Below are 22,859 nucleotides of genomic sequence, written 5' to 3'. Positions count from 1 at the left end.
GGAAAGAACCCCAAGCGGGCAGGGCCCGAGAAGGACGGTAGGAACATGTGGCCACGGGTGAACGGCATGCGGGCGATGGAGCTGGGCACCCCCGGTGAGCTGCGCGCATCGCTGAACGCGCTGGTACTGGCCGGACGGAAGACCGCCACCACAGGTCTGCTGGCCGAGTACGTGGCGGAGACCGAGGGCCTGGAGTTCACGGGTGAACGCTTGGCGCTCCTCGGGGACGAAGGAACGTACGTCGCCACGATCGAGATCACCGGTGTCGAGATCGCGCCGTTCAGCGACGTCACGTGGGAGCACGCCGCCGCCGAAGGCGAAGGCGACCGCTCGCTGGAGGACTGGCGCGCCGTGCACACCCGCTTCTGGGAGAGCATCGGCACTCCGGTCGACGAGGACACACCGCTGGTGTGCCTGAGATTCCGCGTCGTCGAACGTGCGTGAGGCCGGCGGACGATGCCATCCCGATGCCCTGGCCGATGGCTACGGCGGATGGTCAGGGCCGGCGGTGAGGGCGGAAGGTCAGTGCTGACTGTTAGCGCCGACGGTTGGGGCGGATGGTTAGGACCGACAGTTGGGGCAGATGGTTAGGACCGACAGTTGGGGCAGATGGTTAGGGCCGATTAGTCAGCGCGGATAGTAAGCGTCGATCGTCAGCGCAAATCGTTAGCGCGCTAACGATTTGCGCTACGGTGGAAACACGAATGGTGACCCCACCGGAGGGCCAGGATGAGCAGCGACGCGTGGACGATCGAACGGATCTGCGACGCCCTCGGAAACCCTGCTCTCGCCCAGCGCTTCCTCGGTGAGATCAACCGCGCGCCGGCGCACCAGCTCCTCACCGTCTTCGCCAAGTGGGAACGCATCGCCAAGGATGCCGTCGCCGCCGTCGAGCGCGGTCGCAAGCTCGCCGCATACGACGCCCGCGGCGAAGAGACACCCGGCCCGTGGGTCGACGCCACCGACAAGACGCAGGCCGCCGCCGACCGGTCGCGGGCAAGCGGCGCCGCCTGATCCCGATCGGTTCATCCGACGGTCGGCGACCCCATACGCTGTGTCGCGGAAGGATCACTGTCCCGCCGTCCAGTGATTTCGCCGCACCCCCGAGGTGCCCGGAAATCAAGGACCACGCCTTGCAGTACCGGCTCAAGTACGACCCGGCAGCCGAAGCCGTACACGAAGCGATGCCGCCCGCACCCAGCGAGGCGTTGACGCTCGCCTTCGCGGCCGCCTGCGAGGATCCCATCGGCGCCACCCTGCCGTACGGCGAAGACGACGGCGTCATCCGGACCGTCCTCACCGACCAGGCCTTCGCCGTCCTCCTCATCGGCGGCACCCTCAAAACCGTCACTGTCCTTCAGATCAGCTACCTCGACTGACGCGGCCCCGCCAGGTGCATCGTCGTTCTTCGCTGGGAGAATCAGCTCGCTCGAATGCGGCGAGTGAGATGACTGGAGGAGCGAGTGACCGCTCAGCAGCCCCTGGATGAGGTCCCGGTGACGGTGGTCACGGATGCCGGAATGCTCGTCTTGTGGGATTCGCAGCGGTTCGAGGCCGTCATCGATGACGACACGTGGGAGGACGAACTCCTGGAGGACGAGGACATCGTCCGTCACATCCAGGCGGGTGCTCTGGTTCCACTCAACGTTGGCGGCGACGGCGCGTTCGGTGTTCTGGTCAGGTCGGGCACCGCGGCCGCGCCGGCCGGGTTGACCGAGCGGGAGACAGCCCACCAGCTGGTGGCTTCCCAGCCCTATCTCTTCGTCTCCCGCGGTCGCGCCCTGGTGAGTGGCATCGAACACGTCAGCGGGGACGCCTCGGACGGTGTGATCGAACATCCTGTGCCCGAGGGCCGCTATGCCGTGGTCGTCCACTTGATCGACTGGCAGGCCGAAGCCGGCAGTCGGGACGAGGCAGGGCGGCCCGTTCCGGGAGCCCTGCCGGACTTCGTGGTGCTGATCAACCCTGTTCAGCCCGGTCAGGAGGTCTTCCGGATTGTGGTGCGGACGTTCGAGGCGCCGAACGGCTGACGTCGACGGATCCGGTTCAGACCGCCTTGAACTGTCGGCAGCGGTGCCGAGGCCGATCGGCAGGTGGGGACCTGCCGGTGCCGGGGTCGCGGATCAGGCAGAGGGGCTCGCCCTTGCGGATCCACTCACAGCGGAGTGCGGCCAGGAGCGCAGAACTCGCGCGCGGGTAAGGCGGACCCGCGGGTCATGCCACCGCTCGAGTCGGGCCTCCGCCATCGCCGCCTGCGGGTCCGGCCGCTTCGTCGGTAGGGTCCGTTCCGTGATCGCCTTGGACACGCTCGTCCGCCTCTGCCCTCCGCCCTCCGATCCGCCACCCTCGGTGGACTGGACGCGTACCGAGCGCGCCCTCGGTACGGCTCTGCCCGCCGACTACAAGCGCCTCGTCGAGACATACGGCGAGGGCGTCTTCGACGAGACGATCTGGCTGCTCGTCCCCGACTCCGCCCACGACGACTGCGACCTGTACGCCCAGACCACGGAACGGGACGAGATCCTGGCCGGCCTTTGGGAGTTCGAGGCGAAGCCGGTCGGCCTGGAGGAGGCGGGGGCCAGGGTCCTTCCCTGGGCGTTCGAGGAGGGCACGGGTGCGTTCCTGTACTGGCTGGCGCGGCCCGGTCAGCACCCCGACGACTGGACCGTGCTCTACAACGAGGGGCGCGGCCCGCTGTGGGAGAACCACGGCATGGGGTGTCTCGCCTTCCTGCTGGCAGTGCTCACCGGAACGGCGGAGACAAGCTACTTCGGCGACCTCAACGGAGAGGACGAGCGGACGGAGCACCGCTTCGCAACGGCCGCCCAGACCCTTGGAACGGCCGGGCAGTGACGGCATCGGTCGTCCTCGACGGACTCGCGCTTACGGGGGCGGCTCGTGCGGCCTGAGAACGGACGCGTTCAGTCGGCACGGCCGCCGGAGGTGGCCCGGATCGCTGCGAACCCTCCTACGCTGACACGACTTCAGCGGCCATAAGTGTTGCGGCACAGTGCCGGAACGCCGTACGGGACGTTGATGCGTTCGGCTTCGCGGCACAGGGCACGGATGTCCGCGGCTCCGGAGGCCGGGCGGGGCTGGACGCGAGGCTTCGGCGACTTCTTCTTCGTCTTCGGCTTCGGTGTCGCGCGAGGCTTCTTCGACGGCTTGGTGGTGGGTGGTGCCTGGCGCTTCCTCGACCGGTTCTGGGTGGCTGGAGCGGATTGGCGTGCCTGCCCGGCGGCCGGGGAACCGGAGGCCTCGCGGCCGCGGTCTGCTGAACTGCCGGGAGACTGGCGGCCGGGGTCGGGCTCGGTGGTGTCGAGCGCCTCGCGCGGCGCGTCCTGGGCGGGTACGGGCCACTCGCTGGGGAGCGGGGCGGGTGGACGGTCGTCCGCGGGAGCGAGGCCTGCGGCCGGCCGTTCCTGGTGGACCGGCGGGGCACTGGGGACGGCGACGCAGCCGGTAAGGGCAAGGACGAGTGCGGCGCCGAGGAGCACGGGGACAGTGCGGCGGAGGTGCATGGACTCCACGATCGCGGATCTGTGCCCGGCAGCGGGCGGGACTGGCGGGCGGGCCACCGTGACGGGTGAACGCCAGGCAGCCTTCTTGTCCGGCTGAGCGGGCGCCACGGCACTCAGGCTGCTCGAAGACCTCGCCAGGGAATCGGACTTGGGGGGCCGGCCGAACAGCCGCCGAGTGAGCTGCGGGCGGCGCCGTCCGCACCTCACCCCCCGGGGATTTCAGCGTTTCAGTGCTCCGGGGCGACGGCTTCGGTCTGGGACTCGGCCTGAGCCTTGGTCTGGGACCCCGTCTGGGACTCAGTCTGGGCCTTGGTCTGGGACTTCTTCCGGGCTTGCTCCCCGGCATCCGCCGGCGGCGTGTTCTCCGTCTGCGGCGGGATGAGGCGGGTGGTGAGGCGGGGCCCGAGGAAGTGGCCGAGGAGGGTGGCCGCGGTGATCGAGGCGAGGGTGATGGTCCACGCGACGGGGCCGAGAGGGGTGCAGCCGAAGAACTGGCTGGCGCCCGGGGTCTGGATGATGGCCATGAGGACGGCCGCGGAGCCCAGGCCGGCGACGAGGACGTGACGGTCCGTGCCGCCGGTGGTAAGGGTCTGGGCGAGCTGGGTGCCGACCAGGGCGGCGAGGGAGACGGTGGAGGCGCGGCGGCCGCGGCCGGTGACGCGGGCGCCCGTCCAGGCCAGGCCGGCGCCGAGGGCGGTGACGACGCCGCGCAGCACCATTTCCCGGGTGAGCGAGGTGCCCAGCGAGCGGTGCGGACCCTCGGCGAGGAGCCGTTCGCCGGTCTGTTCCGAGGGTTGGCGTACCGCGATGGCCAGGGAGGGTGCCAGGTCGGTGAGGAGGTTGACGAGCATGATCTGGCGCGCGTTGAGGGGTGTGCTGCCGGTGACCGTGGAGATGAGGACGCTGAAGGCGACTTCGCCGAAGTTGCCTCCGATGAGGATGGCGAGGGCCGCGCGGACGGAGGTCCACATGGCCCGGCCTTCCATCAGGGCGGCGACGATCGTCTCGAGCCTGTCGTCGGTGACGACGAGGTCCGCGGCGGCGGTCGCGGCCGGTGTGCCGCGGCGGCCGAGGGCGATGCCGACGTCGGCGAGCCTGATCGCGGGTGCGTCGTTGGCGCCGTCGCCGGTCATGGCGACGACTCGGCCGATGCGCTGGTAGGCCTGGACGATGCGGACCTTGTGCGTGGGACTGCAGCGGGCGATGACGTCGACGCCGGGCAGCAGCGCGTCCAGGGCGTCGTCGTCGAGTTCGTCGATCTCGGGGCCGGTGCACACCTTGGGCTCGTCGACGTCGATGATCGTCGAGGCGATGGCGTCCGCGGTGGCGGGGTGGTCGCCGGTGAGCATGACGGTGTGCACCCCGGCCTCGCGCAGCCGCGCGGTCGCGGGCGCGGCGCTGTCGCGGACGGGGTCGGCGAGGGTGAGGAAGCCGAGGAACACCAGGTCCCGCACGGAGTCGTCGCTGAGCTCCTCGTCGGGTTCCATGCGCCGCTCGGCGACGGCCAGGACCCTTCGCCCCGCTGCCGCGAGTTCCTCGGCGGCGCGGGCCAGAGCGCTTCTGTCCGCGTCGTCCAGCTGCGACGCGCCCTGGGGCCGGCGTCGGCGGGCGCAGCGGTCGATGACGTTCTCCGGGGCTCCCTTGACGCTGAGGAGGATTCCGCCGCTGGTGTGACCGGTGGTGGCGTGGTAGGCGCGGGCGGGTTCGAAAGGGAGGGCGTCCGTACGGCGCCACCGCGCGGCGCCCTGGCGGGTGGTGACGTTCGCGCGGCGGGCGCCGTCGACGATCGCCCGGTCGGTCTGGTGCGCCATCGGTTCGGCCTGCCGGGCGGGTGGGGTGGCGCGTAGGCCGGCGGCGAGGATGTCCTTGTGGAGGCCGTCGAGCCGGGTGGGGTCGGCCGGGCTGTTGCCGTCGCTGACGCCACTGAGCGTGAGGGTGCCTTCGGTGAGGGTGCCGGTCTTGTCGAAGCAGAGGATGTCGGCGCGGCCCAGTGCCTCGATGGTGCGCGGGTTGCGGACGAGGGCGCCGGCGTCGGCGAGGCGGCGTGCGGCGGCCAGTTGGGCGGCGTTGACCAGGAAGGGCAGGCCCTCGGGCACGGAGGCGACGGCCAGGTTGACGGCGGAGGACAGGTTCTCGGTCAGGGGCCGTCCGTGCAGGAGCCCGGAGAGGGTGACGGCGACGGCGGACCCCAGGGCGATGGGCATGCTGGCGCGGGTCAGCGAGGAGAGGCGGGCCTCCACACCGGTTTCCGGTGCGGCCTGGCGGGCGGTGGCCAGGCTGCGCCCGGCTTCCGTGGCAGACCCCGTGGCCACGACGACGGCGGTGCCGCGCCCGGCGGAGACGGTGGTCCCCTCGTACAGCATCGAGCGGCGTTCGGTGAGGTGCGGGGTGACCACGGGAGCCGGGTCCTTGCTGACGGCCAGCGACTCGCCGGTGAGGGAGGATTCGTCGACTTCGAGGCCTTCGGCTTCCAGCAGCCGGCAGTCCGCCGGTACGACGTCCTCGGGCCTCAGGTGGATCACGTCGCCGGGTACCAGATCGGCGGAGGTGACCAGTCGTTCGCGTCCTTCCCGGCGTACGCGGGCGCCGATGGCCGACTGGGCGAAGAGCTGGGCCAGCGCCTTGTCGGTGCGTACCCGCTGGAAGCCGCCGACCAGGGCGGAGACGGCGGTGATGGCGGCGACGAGGGCGGCGTCTGTGCGCGAGCCGACGGCCGCGGAGAGGGCTGCTCCGGCGGCGAGGATCGGGGTGAGGGGATTCGACAGCTCTTCGACGAAGGCGTAGGGCAGCGTGAGCTTCGCCGGCTCGCCGGTGAGCGCGCCGGCGCCGCGGGCCGCCACCTCCTGCGGGGTGAGGCCCTCCGGGCGGGTGTCCAGCCGTACCATCACTCGGTCGGTGGGCATGAGGTGCCACGGGACGCTGGTCACCGGTGGCGTGAGCGGACGGCTCAGGAGCTGCCGGGCGCGCCAGGCGCCCAGGGCGAACGCCATGGCGGCGGAGGTGTTGCCGATCGCCAGGACCCGCGCGGTGGCCCGCCAGGCCGGCCCCTGCAGAGCGGCGACGGAGCCGATTCCGCTGCCGCCCGCGGCCAGATGGTGGCTGTCACGGTCCACGACCGCTGCCGTCCCGGCGGCGTCGACGATCAGACCGGCTGCCTCGAGATCCGCCCCGACCAGGACATGGGCGCCCCAGGGCGTGTGCTCGTCCTCCCGGTGCACGCCGATCGCGCAGTCGGCCGCGGCCAGCGCCGCGCGGTCGCCGGAGACGAGAAGGACGACCGCACCTTCCGCCTGAAGGTGACGAACGGCGGCGGCGAGCTGGTCGCCTGCCGGGACCACGGCGTCGGCGAACGCGAGTCCCGGGTGCTTGCGGTCGGATGCCACCACGACCCGTGCCCCGGCCCGCCGCGCCGCCGCCGCCACGGCCTCGGCGCCCGGAGCCGACGGGGTGCCGAGCCCCGCGACCGCCACCAGGCGCCGTTTCCTGGCCAGTCCCAGGCACTTCTCGCTGCCGCGGCGCCGCAGGCGCTTCTCGGCCTTGCGGCCGGTCCGGCCTTTCAGGTCCAGGTCCTCCAGCGGCCCGAGGATCCAGTCGCCGTCGCGACGGACGGCCAGTGGCGCGTCGGGGTCGAAGAGGGCGAAGAGCTGGTGGGAGACCTGCTCGGTCTCGGCTTTGGGCCGCTCGGTCCCGGGCTTGGGCTCGGGCTCGGCTTTGGGCCCCTTGTCGTCAGCCCCGCCCTTGGCGCCGGGCTCAGTCCCCTCCTCAGCCCCGTCATTGGCGCCGGGCTCAGCCCCGGTCTCGGCCCCGGTCTCGGGTTCGGCGTTGGGCTCGGGCGTGGCCTTGGGGTCGGTTTCGGTCTCGGTCGCGGCCTTCGACTTGGGGTTCCCGAGGAGCTCCAGATCGATCAGCTCGAACCGGTTGCTCCGCAGAGCCGCTTCCTCAAGGACGATGGTGTCGACCTGCCCCAGGCGCCGCAGGGCGGTGCGGTCCATGGTCACCACCCCGCGCAGCGCCAGATGCCGGCCCAGGGTGGTGGCGTAGCCCTCTCTTCCGGCGTCGGGAGCCTTGGGCACGGACGCCACGGCCACGGCGATCGCCTTGCGCAGACCGGCGAACGGCAGCGCGACGAGCCCCGCGGCGATGCCGGCGGCCATGGACCGCTCCGCGTACCGGTCCGCAGCGTCCTGCGGGGTCGGGCCGGACCTCTCCGCGACGACGGCTTCGGCCGCCGCCTCCTCCGGGCCTCGCACCAGCCGTGCTTCGCCCTTGCGCCAGGCCGATCCTTCCGCGCTCGCCTCGCGCCACACCGCCAGACGTTGCAGCACGTCCAGGGTCAGTCCCCCGCCGCCGGTCGCCACGCCCTGCGCCAGGGCCCCGATCACCGGCAGCATGGAGTCGTTGTGGTCGCCGTCTCCCGTCTCCTTGACCAGGTGGCGAAGGCGTGGATGCCTGGATAGGGCGTCGATGCCACCGGCGACCTCTGGAGGCAGGCCGAACCACGGAGCGAGTCTGCGCAGCGTCACCAGGGCGAGGCCCAGCGTGTCCGCCACCAGCGCGGGAACGGCCGGGTACGGCGCACCTTCCGCAGGGTGGTGCGGTTCGGGCTGCCAGTCGTCGAAGGCCTGCGCGTCGGCGGCGTGGTCGCCTTCGGCTCCTTCGACCAGCGCGACGAGCTCGCTCTGCGGCGGCGCCGGTGAGGCGACGGCGACGATCACCCGTTCCATGGGCGCGTTCACCCGCGCCCACAGCACTCCCGGATGCTGCTCCAGGGCCCGCTGCACCCGCTCGCGAACGGCTTCGCCGCCGGCGCCGTGCACGCCGGAGACCGCGATGTAGCACCGCCCCGACGTCCACGACACGTCACGGCCGGGTTCCATCAGGCCCTGCGCCGTTCCCAGGGCGGCTCGTGCCCCGGTGGCCAGCAGGGACGCCCCTGCGCCCAGCAGGGAGGCGCCAGTGCCCAGCAGAGAGGCTCCGGTACCTGCGACGGAGACGGCGCCTGTGACGGCCGCGCCGAGGAACGAAGGCATCCGGGGAGGCGAGGCAGGCGCAGACGGCATGGCCCTCTTCTCCTCGCATCCGAGCGGTGTAAACGCATCAGTCTTCATCGGCAGTCTGGTCGAGCCGCGCGCAAGCAGCTACAGGTGGTAGCCCCATCGGGAAGGGCGACCCGGCAAGACGCGGAAAGTCCGGGCAAGGCTCGGAATGGGCCGGGCGACCCCCGGCGAGGCCCGGAAGGGGCCGGGCGAGGCCCGGCAGCCCGGCGAGGCGCGGTGCGGTGCGGCGAGGCGAGGCCGGAAAAGGCCCGGCCCGCACGGCCTGCCCGCGACGCAATCGCGTGCCCTGCGACAGCCATAACCTGGCCCAAAACGGACAGACGGACAGAAGAAGGGTTCCGAAGGAAGCAAGCGAGGTGATCTTCGTGACCTCTCCGTCCCCCACGCACCACGCTTCGCCCTCGCAGCGCACGGTCACCCTCACCGTGCCCTCGCTCGGCAAGGTGGGGAGCGAGGCGATGAACGCCGCCATGCTGCCGGTGGCAGTGGCCCGGCAGGTCCTTCCCGCGAAGAAGGGGCTACCGCTCTACCTGGGCCTGGGAGTCCTCGCCGCCACGGATGTACTGGCCTGGCCGGTCGCGGCCGGCATCGGTGTCGGGTACGCCGTACTGCGCAAGGACGGCGGCGTCCTCGGGGAGCCGCCCGGCGCCGCCACCCACGGCAAGCAGGCCACGGGGGCCATGCCGGGTACCCGGGCCACGCCCGAGTCGACCGGAGCCACCGAGCAGAAGAAGGCCGGCACGATCACGGCACGCCAGATCATGACGCCTGACGTCACCTGCATAGGCGCCAACGAGACCGTCGCGGAAGCTGCGAGGAAGATGACGGAACTCGGCGTCGGCTCCCTGCCCATCTGCGGCAGCGACGAAAAGCTCAAGGGCATGCTCACCGACCGCGACATCGTCGTGAAGGTCATCGGCGCCGGCAAGGACCCCGCCGAGGTCAAGGCCGGGGCGCTCGCCCAGGGTGAGGTCGTGACCGTCCACGCCGACGACACGGCCGAAGACGTCCTGCGCACCATGAGCCGGCACAAGATCCGCCGCCTGCCCGTCATCGACCATCACGTGCTGGTCGGCATCGTCGCCCAGGCAGATGTCGCCCGCGCGCTGCCGGACGCCAGGGTCGGCGATCTGGTCGAGGACATCTCAAGCTAGAGCGAGGGTGATCAGTACCCACTTCATGGCACGCCGTCCTCACCGTGAGCGGCACGCTGCCGCCGGTGCCGACGGCGACGGGCCCCCGCGCGCACCCGAGTCCAGCGTGCGTCCAGCGACGCAGGTACGCGTACCGCGTGCGTACGGCCTGTATGTACGGCTAGTACGTACGGTCCAGGCTAGGGCTCATCGTCGACGGCTCCCGGCGCCAGGGCGGGGGGAAGGAAGGATGTGCCGGGCTTCGGCGCCGGACCACCACACACCGATGGCGAGGACCGCGGTGGACTCCAGCAGTGCCGCGCGGGACAGCCCGCCGCAGTGCAGCGGTGAGCAGCCCATCGACGTGATCAGCTCTTCCGTGTGAGCGGCCGCGGCGGGGGTGTTGGCACAGAAGGGGACGGCCAGTGGCGCGCCCTCGAAGGCGGGTCGCGGCAGGGTCCAGATGCTCTCGTGGCAAATGCCGAACACCTTGGCGACACCGGCGTCCGGTGCGGCGGCCGCGATGCGCGCGGCGACGAGTCCGTGCCGCCGGTGGTGGTCAGGACGGGCCCGTCCGCGCTGGGCGCCATGGGAACGGTGCAGTCGAGCACCGTCCGACCCCGGCCAGAGGAGCGGCGAACTCCGCGGCCAGCTTCGGCGCGCTGTCTGCCGGTACCGCCATCAGGACCGCCTCACCCCAGGTCGACGCCTCGCTCAGGTCGCCTGCGGCGGCGCCGGTCCGGGCCGCGGCCACTGCTGTGGCTGCCCCGTTCCGGCCGCCTACCAGGACTTGGTGACCGGCTCGTACCCAGGCGCCACCCAGCGCCGTGGCCATCGAACCCGTACCGAGAATGCCGATGCGCATGATCCCGCTCCCCTTTGCTCTCGCCTCGTGGCATGTCGGTCCCGGACGCTAGGCGGTCCGATGCACACCGCGCGGTGCGCATCAGCCGGGCAGGATGGGCGCATGAGTGTGCGTGAGGAGCCGGCGGCGGACGGGTTCGCGGCGGACTGCCGGGCCCGTGTCGCGTTCGAGGTGCTGGCGAACCGGTGGGACAGCGTGGTGGTCTTCACCCTCGGCGAGGGCGGGCCGATGCGTCCGCGTGCGCTGCTGGACCGGATCGGCGGGATCAGCCCGAAGGTTCTCAACGACGCGTTGCGGCGGCTGGAGTACAACGGCCTGGTCGAACGTCGCCGCTACGCCGAAGCGCCGCCGCCCGTCGACTACACCCTCACCGAGGCCGGCACGGCCCTGCTGGTCCCCATCCACGCCATGGGCGCCTGGGCCGCCCGTTACGCGGACAGCGTCCTGGCATCCCAGGACCGCTTCGACGCCCACTGACACCCGCGCGTCCGATATGCCCGAAAGGCACCAAGGAGCGGGCTGATCTCTGAGCTGACCTGCCCTGAGCTGAGCTGAGCTGAGCTGAGCGACCGGCATGCGGCGGCACAGCGGCCAGGTGCGATATCAGCGGCATCAGACGCCGCGAGTCCGGCTGCCTACGGTCACCCGCAGGTGAGGTCGAAGCGCGTACGTTCGACGGTGATCTCGCCCGGGTCGGCCTCGCTGTCGAGGTCGGTGTCCTCGAAGACGACCTTCCTCTGCTCCTTGATGGTGAGGGTGCCGACGGAGGTGCCGTCGGCGGCGTAGATCGTGCGCTCGTCCACGGAGACGGTGCTGACGACGGTGTGGTACGGCCGGGCGAGGACGACCCTGAAGCGTTCGTAGTCGGTTCCGCTCTGCACGTAGCGACCGTCGGGCAGGTCCATGTGGAAGTCGTAGCTGTTGACGCCCTTGACGACCATGGCTCCGTCGGTGCGCAGGACTTGGGCGATGGTGTGCTCGACGAACGTGAACCGGCCGATGACGCCAGACGGTAGGCAGCCTTCGAGCGGGCCCTCGCCGGTCTCGGTCTTGGTCTCGTCGATGGTGTCGATGACGACGGTGTCCGCCCGTGCGGGGGTCGTGGCACACAGACAGGCCGCCGCAGCCAGCGCGGCAGCGGCGGCCGCGAAGCGGCGGGGGCGCGCAGTGAGGTGCATGGCGTCGACGCTAGTGAGCCGGACGAGGTCCGGCATCGCGGGCACGACCATGCGGAGGAACGCCGTGGCCGTAACCGCCGGGGTGATCCTCCACGCCGCCAGCAGGGCGGGCAAGCGCCCGCGCCGCCGACGCCAAGCCGTAGAGGACCGGCAGACCGTTCTGACCGCGGCGCAGCGCCTCGGTCACGTCCTCACCGGCTAGGTCGGGTGCTCGGTCGGCCGGAGCCCGGCGTCGATGATGTGCTCGGCAAGTTCGAGGGCCGCGGCAGCGGGCGGCCGGTCCTCGGGGCGGGCCGCGCCGGTTGCGAGGAGGCCGGCGACGTGGATGAGCAACTGGTCGGCCGCGAAGCCGGGGCGCGCGCGTCCGAGGACGGCCAGCTCGTCGGTGAACAGCCCGTGGACGATTTGCCGGTGGGCCCGCGTGACCTCATGGGCGGGATGCTGCCGGTCAAGCCCGACGTCGTCCCGCTCTGAGACGGAGCCGGCGAGGTCGTCGCGATGGGCCCGGCGCCGGCACCGTACGCGTCGGTGACAGCGTGGCCGCCGCGCTCTTCCCTTCGCGGCAGGACGGCCCGTTCGCCGTCGAGCACCTCGCACAACGCGACCGCTCGCTGGGCGGCATGCTGACCGAGTCGCGCTACTCGACACGGACTCACTGGTGGCCATCCCGGCGCACTTGTCATACGAGGAGGCGGCGACCCTGCCCTGCGTGCCGTCACGGCAGGGAACGCGCTCACCGGCCACGCAGCGGACCTCGGTCCCGGCGACACCGTCGTCGTGCAGGGCTCCGGCGGCGTCTCCCTCTTCGCCCTCCGGTTCACCAAAGCCCTCGGCGCGCGTGTAATCGCCGAGGCCAGCAGACCCGCCAACGCCGTGCGGCTACGTGACCCCGACGCCGACGAGGTCGTCGACTGCACGGCCACGCCCGACTGGGTCGCCGAGCTCCGCACGCTCACCGGCGGCCGGGGCACCGACCGCGTCGTCGACGTCGCGGGACTGCTCCACGAGTCGATCCGTACCATCGCCCTGGCGAGCACGATCGCGTGCGTCGGCTTCACCGGCAACGCCGCCGTCCCCCTCGACACCGCTGCCCTGTTCACGTCGGGCGCCGCCGTCGCCCCGTTCGCCGGACTGAGACCGTGTGCCTTGAGCAAGCTGCTGAGGCAGCTGCGCCGCGAGAGCCTCGACGCGCCGGGCCGCGGCCGGCCGTGGAAGCTGTCCCTGGAGGACAGGGTGCTGCTGGTGGCCGCGTACGGGCACACCAACTTGACTCTGCGCCAACTCGCGCCGCTCTTCGGAGTGTCGAAGTTCACCGCCGACCGCGTCATCGACCATCTCGGCCCCAGGCTCGCGCTTGCCCCGCGTTGGCGATTCGCCAAACACGCGGTGCTGATCGTCGACGGGACGCTGGTACCCACCTGCGACCACCAGGTCGCCGAGCAGTCGAAGAACTACCGCTACTCGGCGAACCACCAGGTGGTCATCGACACCGACACCTGCCTGGTCGTGGTGGTCGGCCGGCCCCTGCCCGGCAACCGCAACGACTGCAGGGCATGGGAGGAATCCGTGGCCAAGGCCGCCGTCGGCTGGAGACCGCTCCCCACCTCGCAGTCTCGGAGGAGAATCAGGTGAGGCAGAACTCGTTGCCCTCGATATCCTGCATCGTGATGCACGACTCGTTGACGCCATCGGCGCGCTGCGTCAGCACGTGTTTCGCGCCGAGCGCCATCAGCCGCGCGCATTCGGCCTCGAGTGTGGCCAGGCGCTCGTCACCCACGAGCCCGGCGCCGGTCCGCACATCAAGATGCACCCGGTTCTTGACGACCTTGCCCTCGGGAACTCGCTGGAAGAGCAGGCGCGGCGCCACACCTGAGGGATCTGTGCACGCGAAGTAGATTTCGTCCTCGGGCGGCAGTGAGCGGTGGTACTCCTCCCACGTGGCAAAGCCCTCGGGGACCGTCGGCACGACGTACCCCAGCACCTCGCACCAGAAGGCGGCGAGGCGCGCAGGCTCCGCGCAGTCGAAGGTCACTTGAAACTGTTTGATCGTTGACATCGGCGCACGATAACAGGGGCCCTGGTCATCTCCCCTCCCCAGGTCGGGAGGTCCGACCGTGGTCGCGAGGAGGTACCTGGTACCCGCCGCTGTGTCGTGCGGCCGCAGGGGTGAACCGGGTCAGCGGCGTTGATTGGATAGGGATCATGGACACCGACGCATTCGATCAGCTGGACGACACTGAGCTCACGGATCGGTGCGTTGCCATGACGACCGTCCAGCGCCGCCACGCGGCCACACTGGCGCTCTGGCGGCTACGTGCGCCACTGCTGATGCTGAGGCTCGACCCCGAATGGGGCCTGCACCGCACGGTCGTGGAGCGCGTATTCCGCGCCATGCTTCTCATCCCGGCAGAGGAGGAGGCCCACCGCACCTACACGGAGGCGGTGGCCGCGATGGTCAGCACCCCGCTCTTCACCGACCCGGAGGAAGGGGAACTGGACGGCATCATCGCCGAAGTCCAGGTAGAAGCCATGGCCGAGCTGGAGCGCTGGAACGCACTGGACGAGCTGAGCGCAGAGGAGACCGAGCGGATCATCCGCCGACCTCGCGAGGTGTCCGGATGGCTCGACAGCAGCGTGCAGGATTCGCTGTGGGACCACCCCGCTCACCGCGCCCACGAGCAGTACCTCGCGACAGTGTCCGGCGGGGGCCGCGGCACCGACGTCGGCTACCACAGCACCCGTAACCTCGCCGTCGAGGCCGCTTGTCACGACATCGCTCTGGCACAGCCGCCAACTGCGGGGCTCTTGAGCACCGCAGCCGGTCGAGAGGCTCTCGCGCTCTGCGAGGCTTTCAGCGCCGAGCTTGTCTCGACCCTGGCCTGGCAGCACAACTTGGGCCACTAGGAAGGGCACGCTTGAGAGACCTGCGTGATGGATCGCGAGGCGGTTTTACGTCTCCATGAACAGCTTGACACCGAGTGGGAGTCGTCCGACCTCTGCTGCCTGGGGCGTGGCACCGCGCAGTGCGCCGTGGTGCTGGGAGACGGCGTCGGCCCGCGACCACGTCATCCTGCATTGTCACCAGACCTGGCACGGCGGCGAGGACTACGCGGGCATCGACATCTTCCGCTTCGACGCCGACGCCGACGCCGACGGCAAGATCCTCGAACACTGGGACGCCCTCCAGGTGATCCCGCCCACCTCCGAGAACGACAACACCATGTTCTGAGCGGGGCATCAGAATCACCGACCCGGGACGGCGTGATGGGAAGGTCGGGCCGGCGGGCCTCGGATGGTCGTCCCGGCGGTGTGTCAGATGACGGCGAGCCGGTCCACCAGCAGTTCCACCCTTCGCTCGGCGTCCGCCGACGGCAGCCGTCCCGACCGGGTCAGGGTGGCCAGCCCGTGCAGGGCCGCCCAGAACACCTCGGTGAACAGCCCCGGGTGGACGCCGTCCCCCGCGACCTCATCGAGGTTTTCCAGAAGGGCGGCGAAGGCGTCCTTGAGGGGTTCCGGGGTGTCCTCCTGTGCGAAGGCCAGGCCGCCGTCGAGCTGGAACATCGCGTCGTAGACCGCCGGGTTGCGCTCCGCGAAGTCGAGGTACGTGAGGGCGAGGGCGAGGACACGGGCGCGAGGGCCGTCCGCGGCGGAGGCCTCGGCCCGCAGCGCCGCGGCCATCTCGGCGGCACCCTCCAGCGCTACCGCGCCGATGATCTCGCGCTTGCCGCGGAAATGGCTGTAGAGGACGGGCTGGCTGTACTCGATGCGCTCGGCGAGGCGGCGGGTGGTGACCGCGTCCCAGCCCTGCTGCTCGGCGAGTTCGCGGGCCGTCGCGACGATGAGGCGCTCGCGGTCCGCCCTTTCGCGCTGCTTGCGTTCCTGTACCGACATGAGTCGATCCTAGCACCGCTAGACAATCGAGCGGCAGCAGTACTAGCGTTGCTTCATCGGCTAGCAACGCTAGATCCCTGGAGGGTTCGTCATGCTCAACGCACTCGAGGTGTTCACCACCGTGACCGTCGGGCTGATGGTGGGGGTGGAGTTCTCCGTCGCCTTCGTCATCAACCCGATCCTCAACGCGCTCCCCGAGGACAGCGGTCAGCTCGGCCGCGCCCACGGCGGCCGCATGCTCGGCGCCCTGATGCCCGTCTGGTACATCGGCTCGCTCGTCCTCGTCGCGGTCTGGGCCGTCGCCGGATGGCGCCACGACGGCGCCGGCCTCGTCGTCGGGGCCGGAGTGCTGTTGATCGTCAGCGTGGTCATGTCGGTCCTGCTGCTCGTCCCGATCAACAACCGGGGCAAGACCTGGACCCCCGAGAACCGGCCCGCCGACTGGAAGCAGCAGATGAACCGCTGGGACCGCTACCACTACGTCCGCGTCGCCGTCATCATCGCCGCCTTCACGCTGCTGGTCACCGCCCTCACCTGAGCACAGCGCTCACCGCCCTCACCTGAGCACAGCGCCGAGCAGCTGCCCGAACGCACCGGGCCCCGGCCTTGGGCAGCTCCTAGGATCAACGCATGGCGACAAGACTCGTGCAGATCAACATGAAGGCCCAGGACGACTCCGCGCTCGGCCGGTTCTGGGCGGAGGCACTCGGCTGGGGGACCGACAGCGAGGCACCAGGCGTGACCAACCTCGAACCCATCGGCTTCACCTACCCCGACCCCTCGGCGGTCTGCATCGACATCATCGCCCGCCCGGAGCCCAAGACGGTGAAGAACCGGGTGCACATCGATCTGGCCACCACCTCGAGTGCCCATCAGGCGCAGTTGGTCGCGCGTCTGAAGGGCCTGGGCGCCACACTCGCCGACGTGGGTCAAGGCGACGTGCCCTGGACGGTCATGGCCGACCCGGAAGGCAACGAGTTCTGCGTCCTGGAGCCCCGCCCGATCTACGGGGACACCGGGCCGATCGCCGCCGTGGTAGTCGACTGCACCGATCCACGAGCGATGGCCCGGTTCTGGGGCGAGGCGATGGACTGGACCGTGCACGAGGTCACCGACGACCAGGCGACCATGCGCTCCGCCATGGGCGTCGGCCCTTACCTGGAGTTCGTCCGTACGCCCGACGCCAAGACCGTGTGGAACCGCGTCCACCTCGACATCAGCCCCTACCCCGGGGACGACCCGGCGGCGGAGGAAGCCCGGCTGCGCGCTCTGGGCGCCACCGATCCCGGCATCGACCAGTCCGCGATCTCCTGGACGGTTCTGGCGGACCCTGAGGACAACGAGTTCTGCCTCCTCTCCCCTCGCTGACCGCACCGGGGCGCCGCCGTGCGGCCACGCCGCCGTGCCGCGACGCCGTGCCGCCGTGCCACCGCGCCGCCGTGTCACACCGGACATGCGGAAGCGCGGCGGCGAACGTCAACGAACCACCGCGGCCTACGTCGTCGGGCTGATGTCCCATCAGCAGCCCGGCGGCATGCCGGCAAGGTCGCGCCCCATCCGGCGGCAGGCCGACAACACCGGGCTCTTCTCATGGCCCAGTTACTGCCGCCCTCAGGCCCCGCGCACACCGAGCGGGTTCGTCGCTCTGCGAACTCCCCCGACTACGTACGGCTAGGATCGCGGCCGTTGTCGCACCCACGCGGCACCGAGAAAGGGGCATACGGATGGCCATCATCGTCACCTTCGACTTCCCGGGCGCCGGGCAGGAGCTCTACGACACGGTCATCGACCGCATGACCGGCGGTCGAGGCTTCACCCGGTTCGCGGACGTGCCCGTCGCCGGTCTCATCTCGCACGCGGCCGGGCCGGCCGACGGGGCGTTCCGCGTGACGGAGGTCTGGGAGAGCGTGGAAGCCCTTGAGACCCACGCGAAAGCCTTCGGCCCGGTCCTGGCCGACCTGGGCCACGCCGATGTCCAGCCCACGATCATCCCGGCGCACAACGTCGTCATCCGCTAGGACCGTTCCGGACGTCGACGGCGACCGGTGCCTGCTGGCGCACCCCGGGTGCACGCGTCGAGCCGCTGGAGGGGGCCCGAAATCCGTCTGGTCGTGAGTCTCCCGCTGATGGCAGTATCTGTGGGATGCCCCCCTCCCTTCAGGTCGGTCCGTACACCGTCATCGCGCTCGCCGACGGCGAGGGTCCCTTCTTCTCTCCCAGGGCGGAGGCGTTTCCCGATGCCACCGCCGAGCAGTGGGCGGCGGCCGACCGGCTCGATCCCGGGGCGCTTGACGCAGACGGGCGCTGGTGGCTCCGGTTCCGCGCGTTCGCGATCCGCAGCGACCAGGGTGTGACGGTGGTCGACGCGGGAATCGGTCCGGTCGACGGCCCGGCGGCCTCGTGGGCGCCCGTGCCCGGGGTGCTCCCGGCTTCGCTGGCCGCCGCGGGTATCGAACCGTCGGACGTGGACAGCGTCGTGATCACGCACCTCCACACCGATCACGTGGGCTGGGCCGTCGTTGGCGGCGAGCGGGCTCGACCGTTCTTCCCGAACGCCGCTTACCTGTTGCAGCAGGCCGAACTCGACGCGATCGACGAAATCAACCCGCAGCTGCGCGCCACGCTGATCGATCCGCTCCGGAAGGCCGGTCAGCTACGGCCGCTCGACGGCGACACCCCGCTTCGCGGCGCCGTGCGCGCCATCGCCACACCCGGTCACACGCCCGGGCACCAGAGCGTGCTCGTCGCATCCGGGCGCGAACTGGTCGCCGTCACCGGTGACCTGCTCGTCCACGCGATCCAGCTGCTCCATCCCGAACTCGCCTACGCACACGAGATGGACCCTGAGCAGGCGAGGAAGTCGAGGGAACGGCTGCTCCACAACCGGGACGTCGGCACCCTCCGTCTCGCGACCCCACATCTGTCCGAGCCGTTCATCGCCCGCTGACCCACCCTCTCGACGCCGAACGGCCGGTGGGACGTCGGTCGCCCGCACCTCCCGCGCGACAGGCAGCACACGCCTGGCTGTTGTGGGTCATGACGGTGTCGACGGCTCGGTCGTGGAGGGTCTGGCCCGGACGACGGCCTGGTCGCCTCGGGGGCCGAACAGATGCAGGATCTCCACGGCGTTCGCGTCCGCGGGGCCGAACCAGTGGGGCTCCGTCGTGTCGAACTCGGCCACTTCGCCCGGCCGCAGGGTGATGTCCTGCGCCCCCAGGATGAGCCGCAGCCGGCCGGCGAGGACGTAGAGCCATTCGTAGCCCTCGTGCGTGACCAGTTCCGGCGGGCGGGGTGCCAGCACCTGCTTGAAGACCTGCACCCGGCCCGGATACTGCGTCAGGGGCACGAGGACGCTCCCCCGCTGCTTGCGCAGGGGCCGCAGGTGGACCCGGGGGTCGCCGCTCGCCGGCGCCGCCACCAGCTGGTCGAGGGCGACGTTGTGCGCCCGTGCCAGCGGGATGAGCAGGTCCAGCGTCGGGCGCCGTCGGCCCGATTCCACCCTGGACAGCGTGCTGACGGAGATTCCCGTCGCGTCCGCGAGCGCCTCGAGCGTGAGTCCCCGCTCCCGGCGGAGCTTGCGCAGCCTGGGACCGATGCCGTCGAGGATCTGCTCCAGCTCCGCGTCGCTGATTCCTGTGCTCATGGCTCCAGTTTTGCAGTCTTCGCAAAATTCGTGGGCTTGGGGCCCTGCCTGGGCCGAGCCTTGCCGGGCATCGTTCCCCGTGCATGAGAGGTAGGCCGTGACCGCGACGACTCCCCAGCCCACTCCCCCGACTCCTCCGAATCCCGCGACTCCTCCGACTCCCGCAACTCCCCCAACTCTGCCAACTCCTCCTGCGTACATTGCCTCCACTGCCTCCACTGCCGCCACTGCCGCCACTGCCTCCACTGCGTCCGCCGCTTCCCCCGTGCTGAGTGCGCGCAGACGCTGGACGGTGCTGGCCGTCTGCTGCCTGAGCATGTTCCTGGTGGGCCTGGACACCACCATCGTCAACGTGGGTCTGCCGGCCATCGGGCGCGGCCTCGACGTCGACACGCGCGGTCTGGAATGGATCGTGGACGGCTACACCCTCGTCCTGGCCAGTTGCCTGATCTCCTCCGGCGCACTGGCGGATCGCTTCGGACGCCGCCGCGTGTTCCAGTGCGGGCTGGCCGTGTTCGGCGCGGCCTCGCTGGTCTGCGCACTCGCCCCGTCGGCCGGCGTGCTCATCGCGGCCCGTGCCGTGCAGGGCGTCGGCGCGTCGATGCTCAGCCCCGTGGCGCTCGCGATCGTGGTGAACGCGATGCCGGACGCGAAGGAACGGGCGCAGGCGATCGGCATCTGGGCGTCGGTGTTCGGACTGAGCATGGCCGCCGGACCCGTTACGGGCGGCGCGCTGCTCGCCGGTCTCGACTGGCGGGCGCTGTTCTGGATCAACGCACCCGTCATCGCGGCCGCTCTGCTCCTCAGCGCGGTGTTCGTGCCCGAGTCCCGGGCGGCGCGCGCCCGCCGGCTTGACCTGCCCGGTCAGGTCCTGCTGACCCTGCTGCTCGCCCTCGTCGTCGGCGTCCTGATCGAAGGGCCGCGGATCGGCTGGATGTCACCCGCGGCCCTTGCCGGATACGCGGGAGCCGCCGCGGCGACGGCCGGCTTCGTGTGGGTCGAGTCCCGCCGGTCCGAGCCGCTGATGGATCTGGCGCTCTTCCGTCGCCCGGTCTTCGGTGGCGCGGTCGTCGGCGCGGTGGCCGTCTTCGTCGCCCTGAACATGACGCTGCTGCTGAACACCCTCTACCTTCAGCACACCCGGCACTGGACACCGCTGGCCGCCGGCGTGGCCACCCTGCCCCTGGCCGTAGGAGCAACCGTCTGCGCCCCTTGGTCCGGTCGCATGACCGGCCGCAGGGGGCCACGGCTTCCGTTGCTCCTCGCCGGCGGTTTCATCACAACGGGCGGACTCTGCCTGGTCCGGCTCACCCCGCACACCAGCGTGCTGCTGCTTCTGGCCGCGTACCTGCTGATCGGCATCGGGTTCGGCTTCGCCAACGCCCCGATCACCAACACCGCCGTCAACGGACTGCCGCCCGCCCGGGCCGGCGTCGCCGGAGCCGTCACCTCCACGGCGCGGCAACTCGGCGCGGCCCTCGGCATCGCCCTCGCCGGCGGCCTGATCACGGGCGCGGACCCGGCAGGGCTCGCGATCGCCTCCCGCCCTGGCTGGATCCTGGTCGCCGGGTGCGGCGTCCTGCTGTTCCTCGTCGCCCGCACATCACGCGCAAAGCCCGCCACCCCGGACGGCCTGGTCTCCGCACGAGCGCGGTAGGTCGCGCGGCTCTCGCTGCCCGGCACGCGAGAGGAACCGGGGACGGGACCGCCTCCGCAGCCGCCTACGTCTCCGCCTCCGCAGCCACGCCCACGGCCCCGCCCATGCCCACAGCCACAGCCACAGCCACAGCCACAGCCACAGCCACAGCCACAGCCAGCAACTTCAACTGCCCCTGCCTGACCTCGCATTCCGTCCTGAACCGAAGTTGACAGCCAGGCAGCAGGGGCAGCAGAGTCACGCCAGGTGGACACGAATGATCTTTCTCCCGCCGAACTGAGGGTGTGGCACGCCTTCCCCAAAGGCGCCTCCGTCGACCTGCGCACCGCCGACGACGAGGACGCGGCAGGCGGAGCGGGCTGGGGCCCGGAGCGGACCGTGCGGGCCGAGGTACTGCGGGCGCTGCTCCTGGGCGGTCCCCTCCAGGAGAGGGAGATACCCGCCCTCAGAATCGCCGGGGCACGGATCACCGGGACCCTCGACCTGGCGTACGGCACGATCGAGCATGCCCTGCACCTGAACGACTGCTACTTCGAGGACACGCCGCTGCTCTACGCCGCCAGGCTGCGCCAGCTGAACCTGAGCGGTTCCGTCCTGCCCGGCCTGGCCGCCGCCACCGTACAGGTGGAGGGCATGGTGCAGCTGTCCGGCTGCCGGTTCGGCGGGCTGGTACGGCTCGGCGGGGCCCGGATCGACGGGGCGCTGTTCATGGACGGGTGCGACATCGACCCTCCGGACACCACCAAGTGGCCCGCGCTACGGCTCGGCCACGCGACCATCGGCGACAACCTGTACGCGCCCGGCCTGCGGACGCGCGGAGAGGTACGCCTCAGCGGCGCGTCCGTCGCCGGGGCCGTCACCCTCGACAACGCGACGCTCCATCACCCTTCCGGCGCGGCCCTGGACGCCCAGACGCTCACCGTGGGCAGCGACCTCCACATGCGGCACATGGCCGTACACGGCTGGATCGGACTGCGGGGCGCCCGCGTCCCGGGGCGGCTCGACCTGTCGTACGCACAGCTGTCGAACCCCGGTGCCACTGCTCTGCGTGCCGGCAGCTGCGTCATCGGCGAGCTCTGGCTGCGCAAGGGACCGCCCATCCAGGGCGCCCTGAACCTGCGCCGCTCCCAGATCGACGTCCTGTTCCTGGAACCCGAGGTGCTGCCGGACGAGGTGATGCTGAACGGTCTCCTGTACACCACCCTCACTCCGCACGAGCCCGCGGAGCGCCGCCTCCCCATGCTGCACAACGAGAGCGAGGGATATCTGCCGCACGGCTACGAGCAGCTCACCGGGGCCTACCTCAGGGTCGGCGACGACCATGCCGCCCGCGTCGTCCAGCTCGCCAAACTCCGCCGGCACCGCCGTACCCTGCCCTGGCACGGCCGGATCTGGGGACACCTCCAGGAAGCCACCGTCGGCTACGGCTTCCGCCCCCTGCTCGCGGGCTTCTGGCTCCTGTCCCTGCTCGCCGTCGGGTCGGTCGTCTACGGCCTGCACCACCCGCCACCGCTCAAGCCGGACGAGGCACCCGAGTTCCACCCCGTGTTCTTCACCCTCGACCTGCTGCTCCCGGTGATCTCCTTCGGCCAGGAGCAGGCCTTCGCCCCGCGCGGTTGGTACCAGACCCTTTCCTACGCCCTCGTCGTGGCCGGATGGGTACTGGCCACCACCGTCTTCGCCGGGGTGACCCGCACGATCAGCCGCGGAGCCGGACCCGGAGGCGGGCCCTGACCCAGACAGGGGCCGACGCAGCTGCACGGTGCGACGGGAGGGCCGGCCGGGCCGCGCTTCACAGCCCGGTTTCCGAGCGGTCACGGCGGCAGCGATGAGTTTTCGTGGCACGGAGGATCCTACCACTGATGCCTACGACCTACGACCTACGACCTACGACCTACGACACAGGAGGAACAC

At 71.0% G+C, this 22,859-nt stretch carries 24 protein-coding genes and 2 pseudogenes; 18 read left to right on the top strand and 8 right to left on the bottom strand.

Annotation, left to right across the window (positions count from 1 at the left end; genetic code table 11):
- Nucleotides 1-45 precede the first annotated feature (45 nt).
- The 4 genes from ACFWJO_RS06270 (at nt 46) to ACFWJO_RS06255 (ending at nt 2,030) form a co-directional block, all read left to right on the top strand.
- Nucleotides 46-444, top strand: coding sequence for an ASCH domain-containing protein (locus tag ACFWJO_RS06270; protein WP_386863646.1), 399 nt, complete (start codon nt 46-48; stop codon nt 442-444).
- A gap of 285 nt (nt 445-729) precedes the next feature.
- Nucleotides 730-1,014: a hypothetical protein gene (locus ACFWJO_RS06265; RefSeq protein ID WP_386863645.1), complete on the top strand. Its 285-nt coding sequence runs from the start codon at nt 730-732 to the stop codon at nt 1,012-1,014.
- 119 nt (nt 1,015-1,133) lie between these two features.
- Nucleotides 1,134-1,379, top strand: a complete 246-nt coding sequence (locus ACFWJO_RS06260; RefSeq protein ID WP_386863644.1) for a hypothetical protein — start codon at nt 1,134-1,136, stop codon at nt 1,377-1,379.
- Nucleotides 1,380-1,463: 84 nt separating this feature from the next.
- A complete protein-coding gene (locus ACFWJO_RS06255) occupies nt 1,464-2,030 on the top strand; it encodes a hypothetical protein (RefSeq protein WP_386863643.1) in 567 nt (188 codons plus the stop codon).
- A gap of 36 nt (nt 2,031-2,066) precedes the next feature.
- On the opposite strand, the pseudogene ACFWJO_RS06250 reads toward ACFWJO_RS06255, so the two are convergent.
- A pseudogene (locus ACFWJO_RS06250) lies at nt 2,067-2,166 on the bottom strand (AAA family ATPase); the annotation flags it as partial.
- Nucleotides 2,167-2,289: 123 nt separating this feature from the next.
- Between ACFWJO_RS06250 and ACFWJO_RS06245 the strand changes: the two are divergent.
- The gene (locus tag ACFWJO_RS06245; protein ID WP_386863642.1) at nt 2,290-2,853 is read left to right on the top strand and encodes a hypothetical protein; all 564 of its coding nucleotides are present in this window, start codon (nt 2,290-2,292) and stop codon (nt 2,851-2,853) included.
- A 131-nt stretch (nt 2,854-2,984) separates the two neighbouring features.
- Here ACFWJO_RS06245 and ACFWJO_RS06240 read toward each other — a convergent pair whose 3' ends face one another.
- Nucleotides 2,985-3,521, bottom strand: coding sequence for a hypothetical protein (locus ACFWJO_RS06240; RefSeq protein WP_386863641.1), 537 nt, complete (start codon nt 3,519-3,521; stop codon nt 2,985-2,987).
- 227 nt (nt 3,522-3,748) lie between these two features.
- Entirely contained in the window at nt 3,749-8,581 is a 4,833-nt protein-coding gene (locus ACFWJO_RS06235; RefSeq protein WP_386863640.1) for an HAD-IC family P-type ATPase, read from the bottom strand.
- 758 nt (nt 8,582-9,339) lie between these two features.
- Between ACFWJO_RS06235 and ACFWJO_RS06230 the strand changes: the two genes are divergently transcribed.
- Nucleotides 9,340-9,732: a CBS domain-containing protein gene (locus tag ACFWJO_RS06230; RefSeq protein WP_386863746.1), complete on the top strand. Its 393-nt coding sequence runs from the start codon at nt 9,340-9,342 to the stop codon at nt 9,730-9,732.
- Between the two features lie 538 nt (nt 9,733-10,270).
- On the opposite strand, the gene ACFWJO_RS06225 is transcribed toward ACFWJO_RS06230, so the two are convergent.
- Nucleotides 10,271-10,546: an NAD(P)-binding domain-containing protein gene (locus ACFWJO_RS06225; RefSeq protein ID WP_386863745.1), complete on the bottom strand. Its 276-nt coding sequence runs from the start codon at nt 10,544-10,546 to the stop codon at nt 10,271-10,273.
- A gap of 132 nt (nt 10,547-10,678) precedes the next feature.
- On the opposite strand from ACFWJO_RS06225, the gene ACFWJO_RS06220 reads away from it, so the two are divergent.
- Nucleotides 10,679-11,053, top strand: coding sequence for a winged helix-turn-helix transcriptional regulator (locus tag ACFWJO_RS06220; RefSeq protein WP_386863639.1), 375 nt, complete (start codon nt 10,679-10,681; stop codon nt 11,051-11,053).
- A 164-nt stretch (nt 11,054-11,217) separates the two neighbouring features.
- Here the strand turns inward: ACFWJO_RS06220 and ACFWJO_RS06215 are convergent, their stop codons facing one another.
- Complete coding sequence (locus tag ACFWJO_RS06215; protein WP_386863638.1) at nt 11,218-11,754, bottom strand: hypothetical protein; 537 nt, start codon at nt 11,752-11,754, stop codon at nt 11,218-11,220.
- Between the two features lie 64 nt (nt 11,755-11,818).
- Here ACFWJO_RS06215 and ACFWJO_RS06210 point away from each other — a divergent pair, with 64 nt between their 5' ends.
- The 3 genes and pseudogenes from ACFWJO_RS06210 to ACFWJO_RS06200 all read left to right on the top strand — a co-directional run.
- Nucleotides 11,819-11,956, top strand: a complete 138-nt coding sequence (locus tag ACFWJO_RS06210; RefSeq protein ID WP_386863637.1) for a hypothetical protein — start codon at nt 11,819-11,821, stop codon at nt 11,954-11,956.
- Nucleotides 11,957-11,994: 38 nt separating this feature from the next.
- On the top strand, nt 11,995-12,228 hold the full coding sequence (locus tag ACFWJO_RS06205) for a hypothetical protein (RefSeq protein ID WP_386863636.1): 234 nt from the start codon (nt 11,995-11,997) through the stop codon (nt 12,226-12,228).
- 303 nt (nt 12,229-12,531) lie between these two features.
- A pseudogene (locus ACFWJO_RS06200) lies at nt 12,532-13,341 on the top strand (zinc-binding dehydrogenase); the annotation flags it as partial.
- 37 nt (nt 13,342-13,378) lie between these two features.
- Here ACFWJO_RS06200 and ACFWJO_RS06195 read toward each other — a convergent pair.
- Nucleotides 13,379-13,810: a VOC family protein gene (locus ACFWJO_RS06195; protein ID WP_386863635.1), complete on the bottom strand. Its 432-nt coding sequence runs from the start codon at nt 13,808-13,810 to the stop codon at nt 13,379-13,381.
- Nucleotides 13,811-13,956: 146 nt separating this feature from the next.
- Here ACFWJO_RS06195 and ACFWJO_RS06190 point away from each other — a divergent pair, with 146 nt between their 5' ends.
- Both ACFWJO_RS06190 and ACFWJO_RS06185 read left to right on the top strand, forming a co-directional pair.
- Complete coding sequence (locus tag ACFWJO_RS06190; RefSeq protein ID WP_386863634.1) at nt 13,957-14,658, top strand: hypothetical protein; 702 nt, start codon at nt 13,957-13,959, stop codon at nt 14,656-14,658.
- A 106-nt stretch (nt 14,659-14,764) separates the two neighbouring features.
- A complete protein-coding gene (locus ACFWJO_RS06185; RefSeq protein ID WP_386863633.1) occupies nt 14,765-14,983 on the top strand; it encodes a hypothetical protein in 219 nt (72 codons plus the stop codon).
- Between the two features lie 83 nt (nt 14,984-15,066).
- Here ACFWJO_RS06185 and ACFWJO_RS06180 read toward each other — a convergent pair whose 3' ends face one another.
- Nucleotides 15,067-15,645, bottom strand: a complete 579-nt coding sequence (locus ACFWJO_RS06180; protein ID WP_386863632.1) for a TetR/AcrR family transcriptional regulator — start codon at nt 15,643-15,645, stop codon at nt 15,067-15,069.
- A 91-nt stretch (nt 15,646-15,736) separates the two neighbouring features.
- On the opposite strand from ACFWJO_RS06180, the gene ACFWJO_RS06175 reads away from it, so the two are divergent.
- The 4 genes from ACFWJO_RS06175 (at nt 15,737) to ACFWJO_RS06160 (ending at nt 18,592) form a co-directional block, all read left to right on the top strand.
- Nucleotides 15,737-16,183, top strand: coding sequence for a DUF1772 domain-containing protein (locus tag ACFWJO_RS06175; RefSeq protein ID WP_386863631.1), 447 nt, complete (start codon nt 15,737-15,739; stop codon nt 16,181-16,183).
- A 92-nt stretch (nt 16,184-16,275) separates the two neighbouring features.
- On the top strand, nt 16,276-17,013 hold the full coding sequence (locus tag ACFWJO_RS06170; protein WP_386863630.1) for a VOC family protein: 738 nt from the start codon (nt 16,276-16,278) through the stop codon (nt 17,011-17,013).
- 356 nt (nt 17,014-17,369) lie between these two features.
- Nucleotides 17,370-17,663, top strand: a complete 294-nt coding sequence (locus ACFWJO_RS06165; protein ID WP_386863629.1) for a hypothetical protein — start codon at nt 17,370-17,372, stop codon at nt 17,661-17,663.
- A gap of 125 nt (nt 17,664-17,788) precedes the next feature.
- Nucleotides 17,789-18,592, top strand: a complete 804-nt coding sequence (locus ACFWJO_RS06160) for an MBL fold metallo-hydrolase (RefSeq protein ID WP_386863628.1) — start codon at nt 17,789-17,791, stop codon at nt 18,590-18,592.
- A gap of 87 nt (nt 18,593-18,679) precedes the next feature.
- On the opposite strand, the gene ACFWJO_RS06155 is transcribed toward ACFWJO_RS06160, so the two are convergent.
- Nucleotides 18,680-19,288, bottom strand: a complete 609-nt coding sequence (locus ACFWJO_RS06155; protein ID WP_386863627.1) for a helix-turn-helix domain-containing protein — start codon at nt 19,286-19,288, stop codon at nt 18,680-18,682.
- A 265-nt stretch (nt 19,289-19,553) separates the two neighbouring features.
- Between ACFWJO_RS06155 and ACFWJO_RS06150 the strand changes: the two genes are divergently transcribed.
- Together ACFWJO_RS06150 and ACFWJO_RS06145 are read left to right on the top strand one after the other, a co-directional pair.
- The gene (locus ACFWJO_RS06150; RefSeq protein WP_386863626.1) at nt 19,554-20,945 is read left to right on the top strand and encodes an MFS transporter; all 1,392 of its coding nucleotides are present in this window, start codon (nt 19,554-19,556) and stop codon (nt 20,943-20,945) included.
- Between the two features lie 246 nt (nt 20,946-21,191).
- Nucleotides 21,192-22,679: a membrane-associated oxidoreductase gene (locus ACFWJO_RS06145; RefSeq protein WP_386863625.1), complete on the top strand. Its 1,488-nt coding sequence runs from the start codon at nt 21,192-21,194 to the stop codon at nt 22,677-22,679.
- The last annotated feature ends 180 nt before the right edge of the window (nt 22,680-22,859 follow it).

The organism is Streptomyces sp. NPDC127092 (assembly GCF_042722475.1).
In the GTDB taxonomy this organism is placed as follows: domain Bacteria; phylum Actinomycetota; class Actinomycetes; order Streptomycetales; family Streptomycetaceae; genus Streptomyces.
This window is presented reverse-complemented; position numbering and strand designations above follow the sequence as displayed.

What these genes read in the sequence shown, in the direction of transcription:
- ACFWJO_RS06240 (WP_386863641.1), bottom strand. Translation starts at nt 3,521, where the DNA reads ATGCACCTCCGCCGCACTGTCCCCGTGCTCCTCGGCGCCGCACTCGTC.
- ACFWJO_RS06165 (WP_386863629.1), top strand. Translation starts at nt 17,370, where the DNA reads ATGGCCATCATCGTCACCTTCGACTTCCCGGGCGCCGGGCAGGAGCTC.
- ACFWJO_RS06175 (WP_386863631.1), top strand. Translation starts at nt 15,737, where the DNA reads ATGCTCAACGCACTCGAGGTGTTCACCACCGTGACCGTCGGGCTGATG.
- ACFWJO_RS06265 (WP_386863645.1), top strand. Translation starts at nt 730, where the DNA reads ATGAGCAGCGACGCGTGGACGATCGAACGGATCTGCGACGCCCTCGGA.
- ACFWJO_RS06215 (WP_386863638.1), bottom strand. Translation starts at nt 11,754, where the DNA reads ATGCACCTCACTGCGCGCCCCCGCCGCTTCGCGGCCGCCGCTGCCGCG.
- ACFWJO_RS06270 (WP_386863646.1), top strand. Translation starts at nt 46, where the DNA reads ATGTGGCCACGGGTGAACGGCATGCGGGCGATGGAGCTGGGCACCCCC.
- ACFWJO_RS06195 (WP_386863635.1), bottom strand. Translation starts at nt 13,810, where the DNA reads ATGTCAACGATCAAACAGTTTCAAGTGACCTTCGACTGCGCGGAGCCT.
- ACFWJO_RS06230 (WP_386863746.1), top strand. Translation starts at nt 9,340, where the DNA reads ATGACGCCTGACGTCACCTGCATAGGCGCCAACGAGACCGTCGCGGAA.
- ACFWJO_RS06225 (WP_386863745.1), bottom strand. Translation starts at nt 10,546, where the DNA reads ATGGCCACGGCGCTGGGTGGCGCCTGGGTACGAGCCGGTCACCAAGTC.
- ACFWJO_RS06155 (WP_386863627.1), bottom strand. Translation starts at nt 19,288, where the DNA reads ATGAGCACAGGAATCAGCGACGCGGAGCTGGAGCAGATCCTCGACGGC.
- ACFWJO_RS06220 (WP_386863639.1), top strand. Translation starts at nt 10,679, where the DNA reads ATGAGTGTGCGTGAGGAGCCGGCGGCGGACGGGTTCGCGGCGGACTGC.
- ACFWJO_RS06180 (WP_386863632.1), bottom strand. Translation starts at nt 15,645, where the DNA reads ATGTCGGTACAGGAACGCAAGCAGCGCGAAAGGGCGGACCGCGAGCGC.
- ACFWJO_RS06190 (WP_386863634.1), top strand. Translation starts at nt 13,957, where the DNA reads ATGGACACCGACGCATTCGATCAGCTGGACGACACTGAGCTCACGGAT.
- ACFWJO_RS06170 (WP_386863630.1), top strand. Translation starts at nt 16,276, where the DNA reads ATGGCGACAAGACTCGTGCAGATCAACATGAAGGCCCAGGACGACTCC.
- ACFWJO_RS06235 (WP_386863640.1), bottom strand. Translation starts at nt 8,581, where the DNA reads ATGCCGTCTGCGCCTGCCTCGCCTCCCCGGATGCCTTCGTTCCTCGGC.
- ACFWJO_RS06160 (WP_386863628.1), top strand. Translation starts at nt 17,789, where the DNA reads ATGCCCCCCTCCCTTCAGGTCGGTCCGTACACCGTCATCGCGCTCGCC.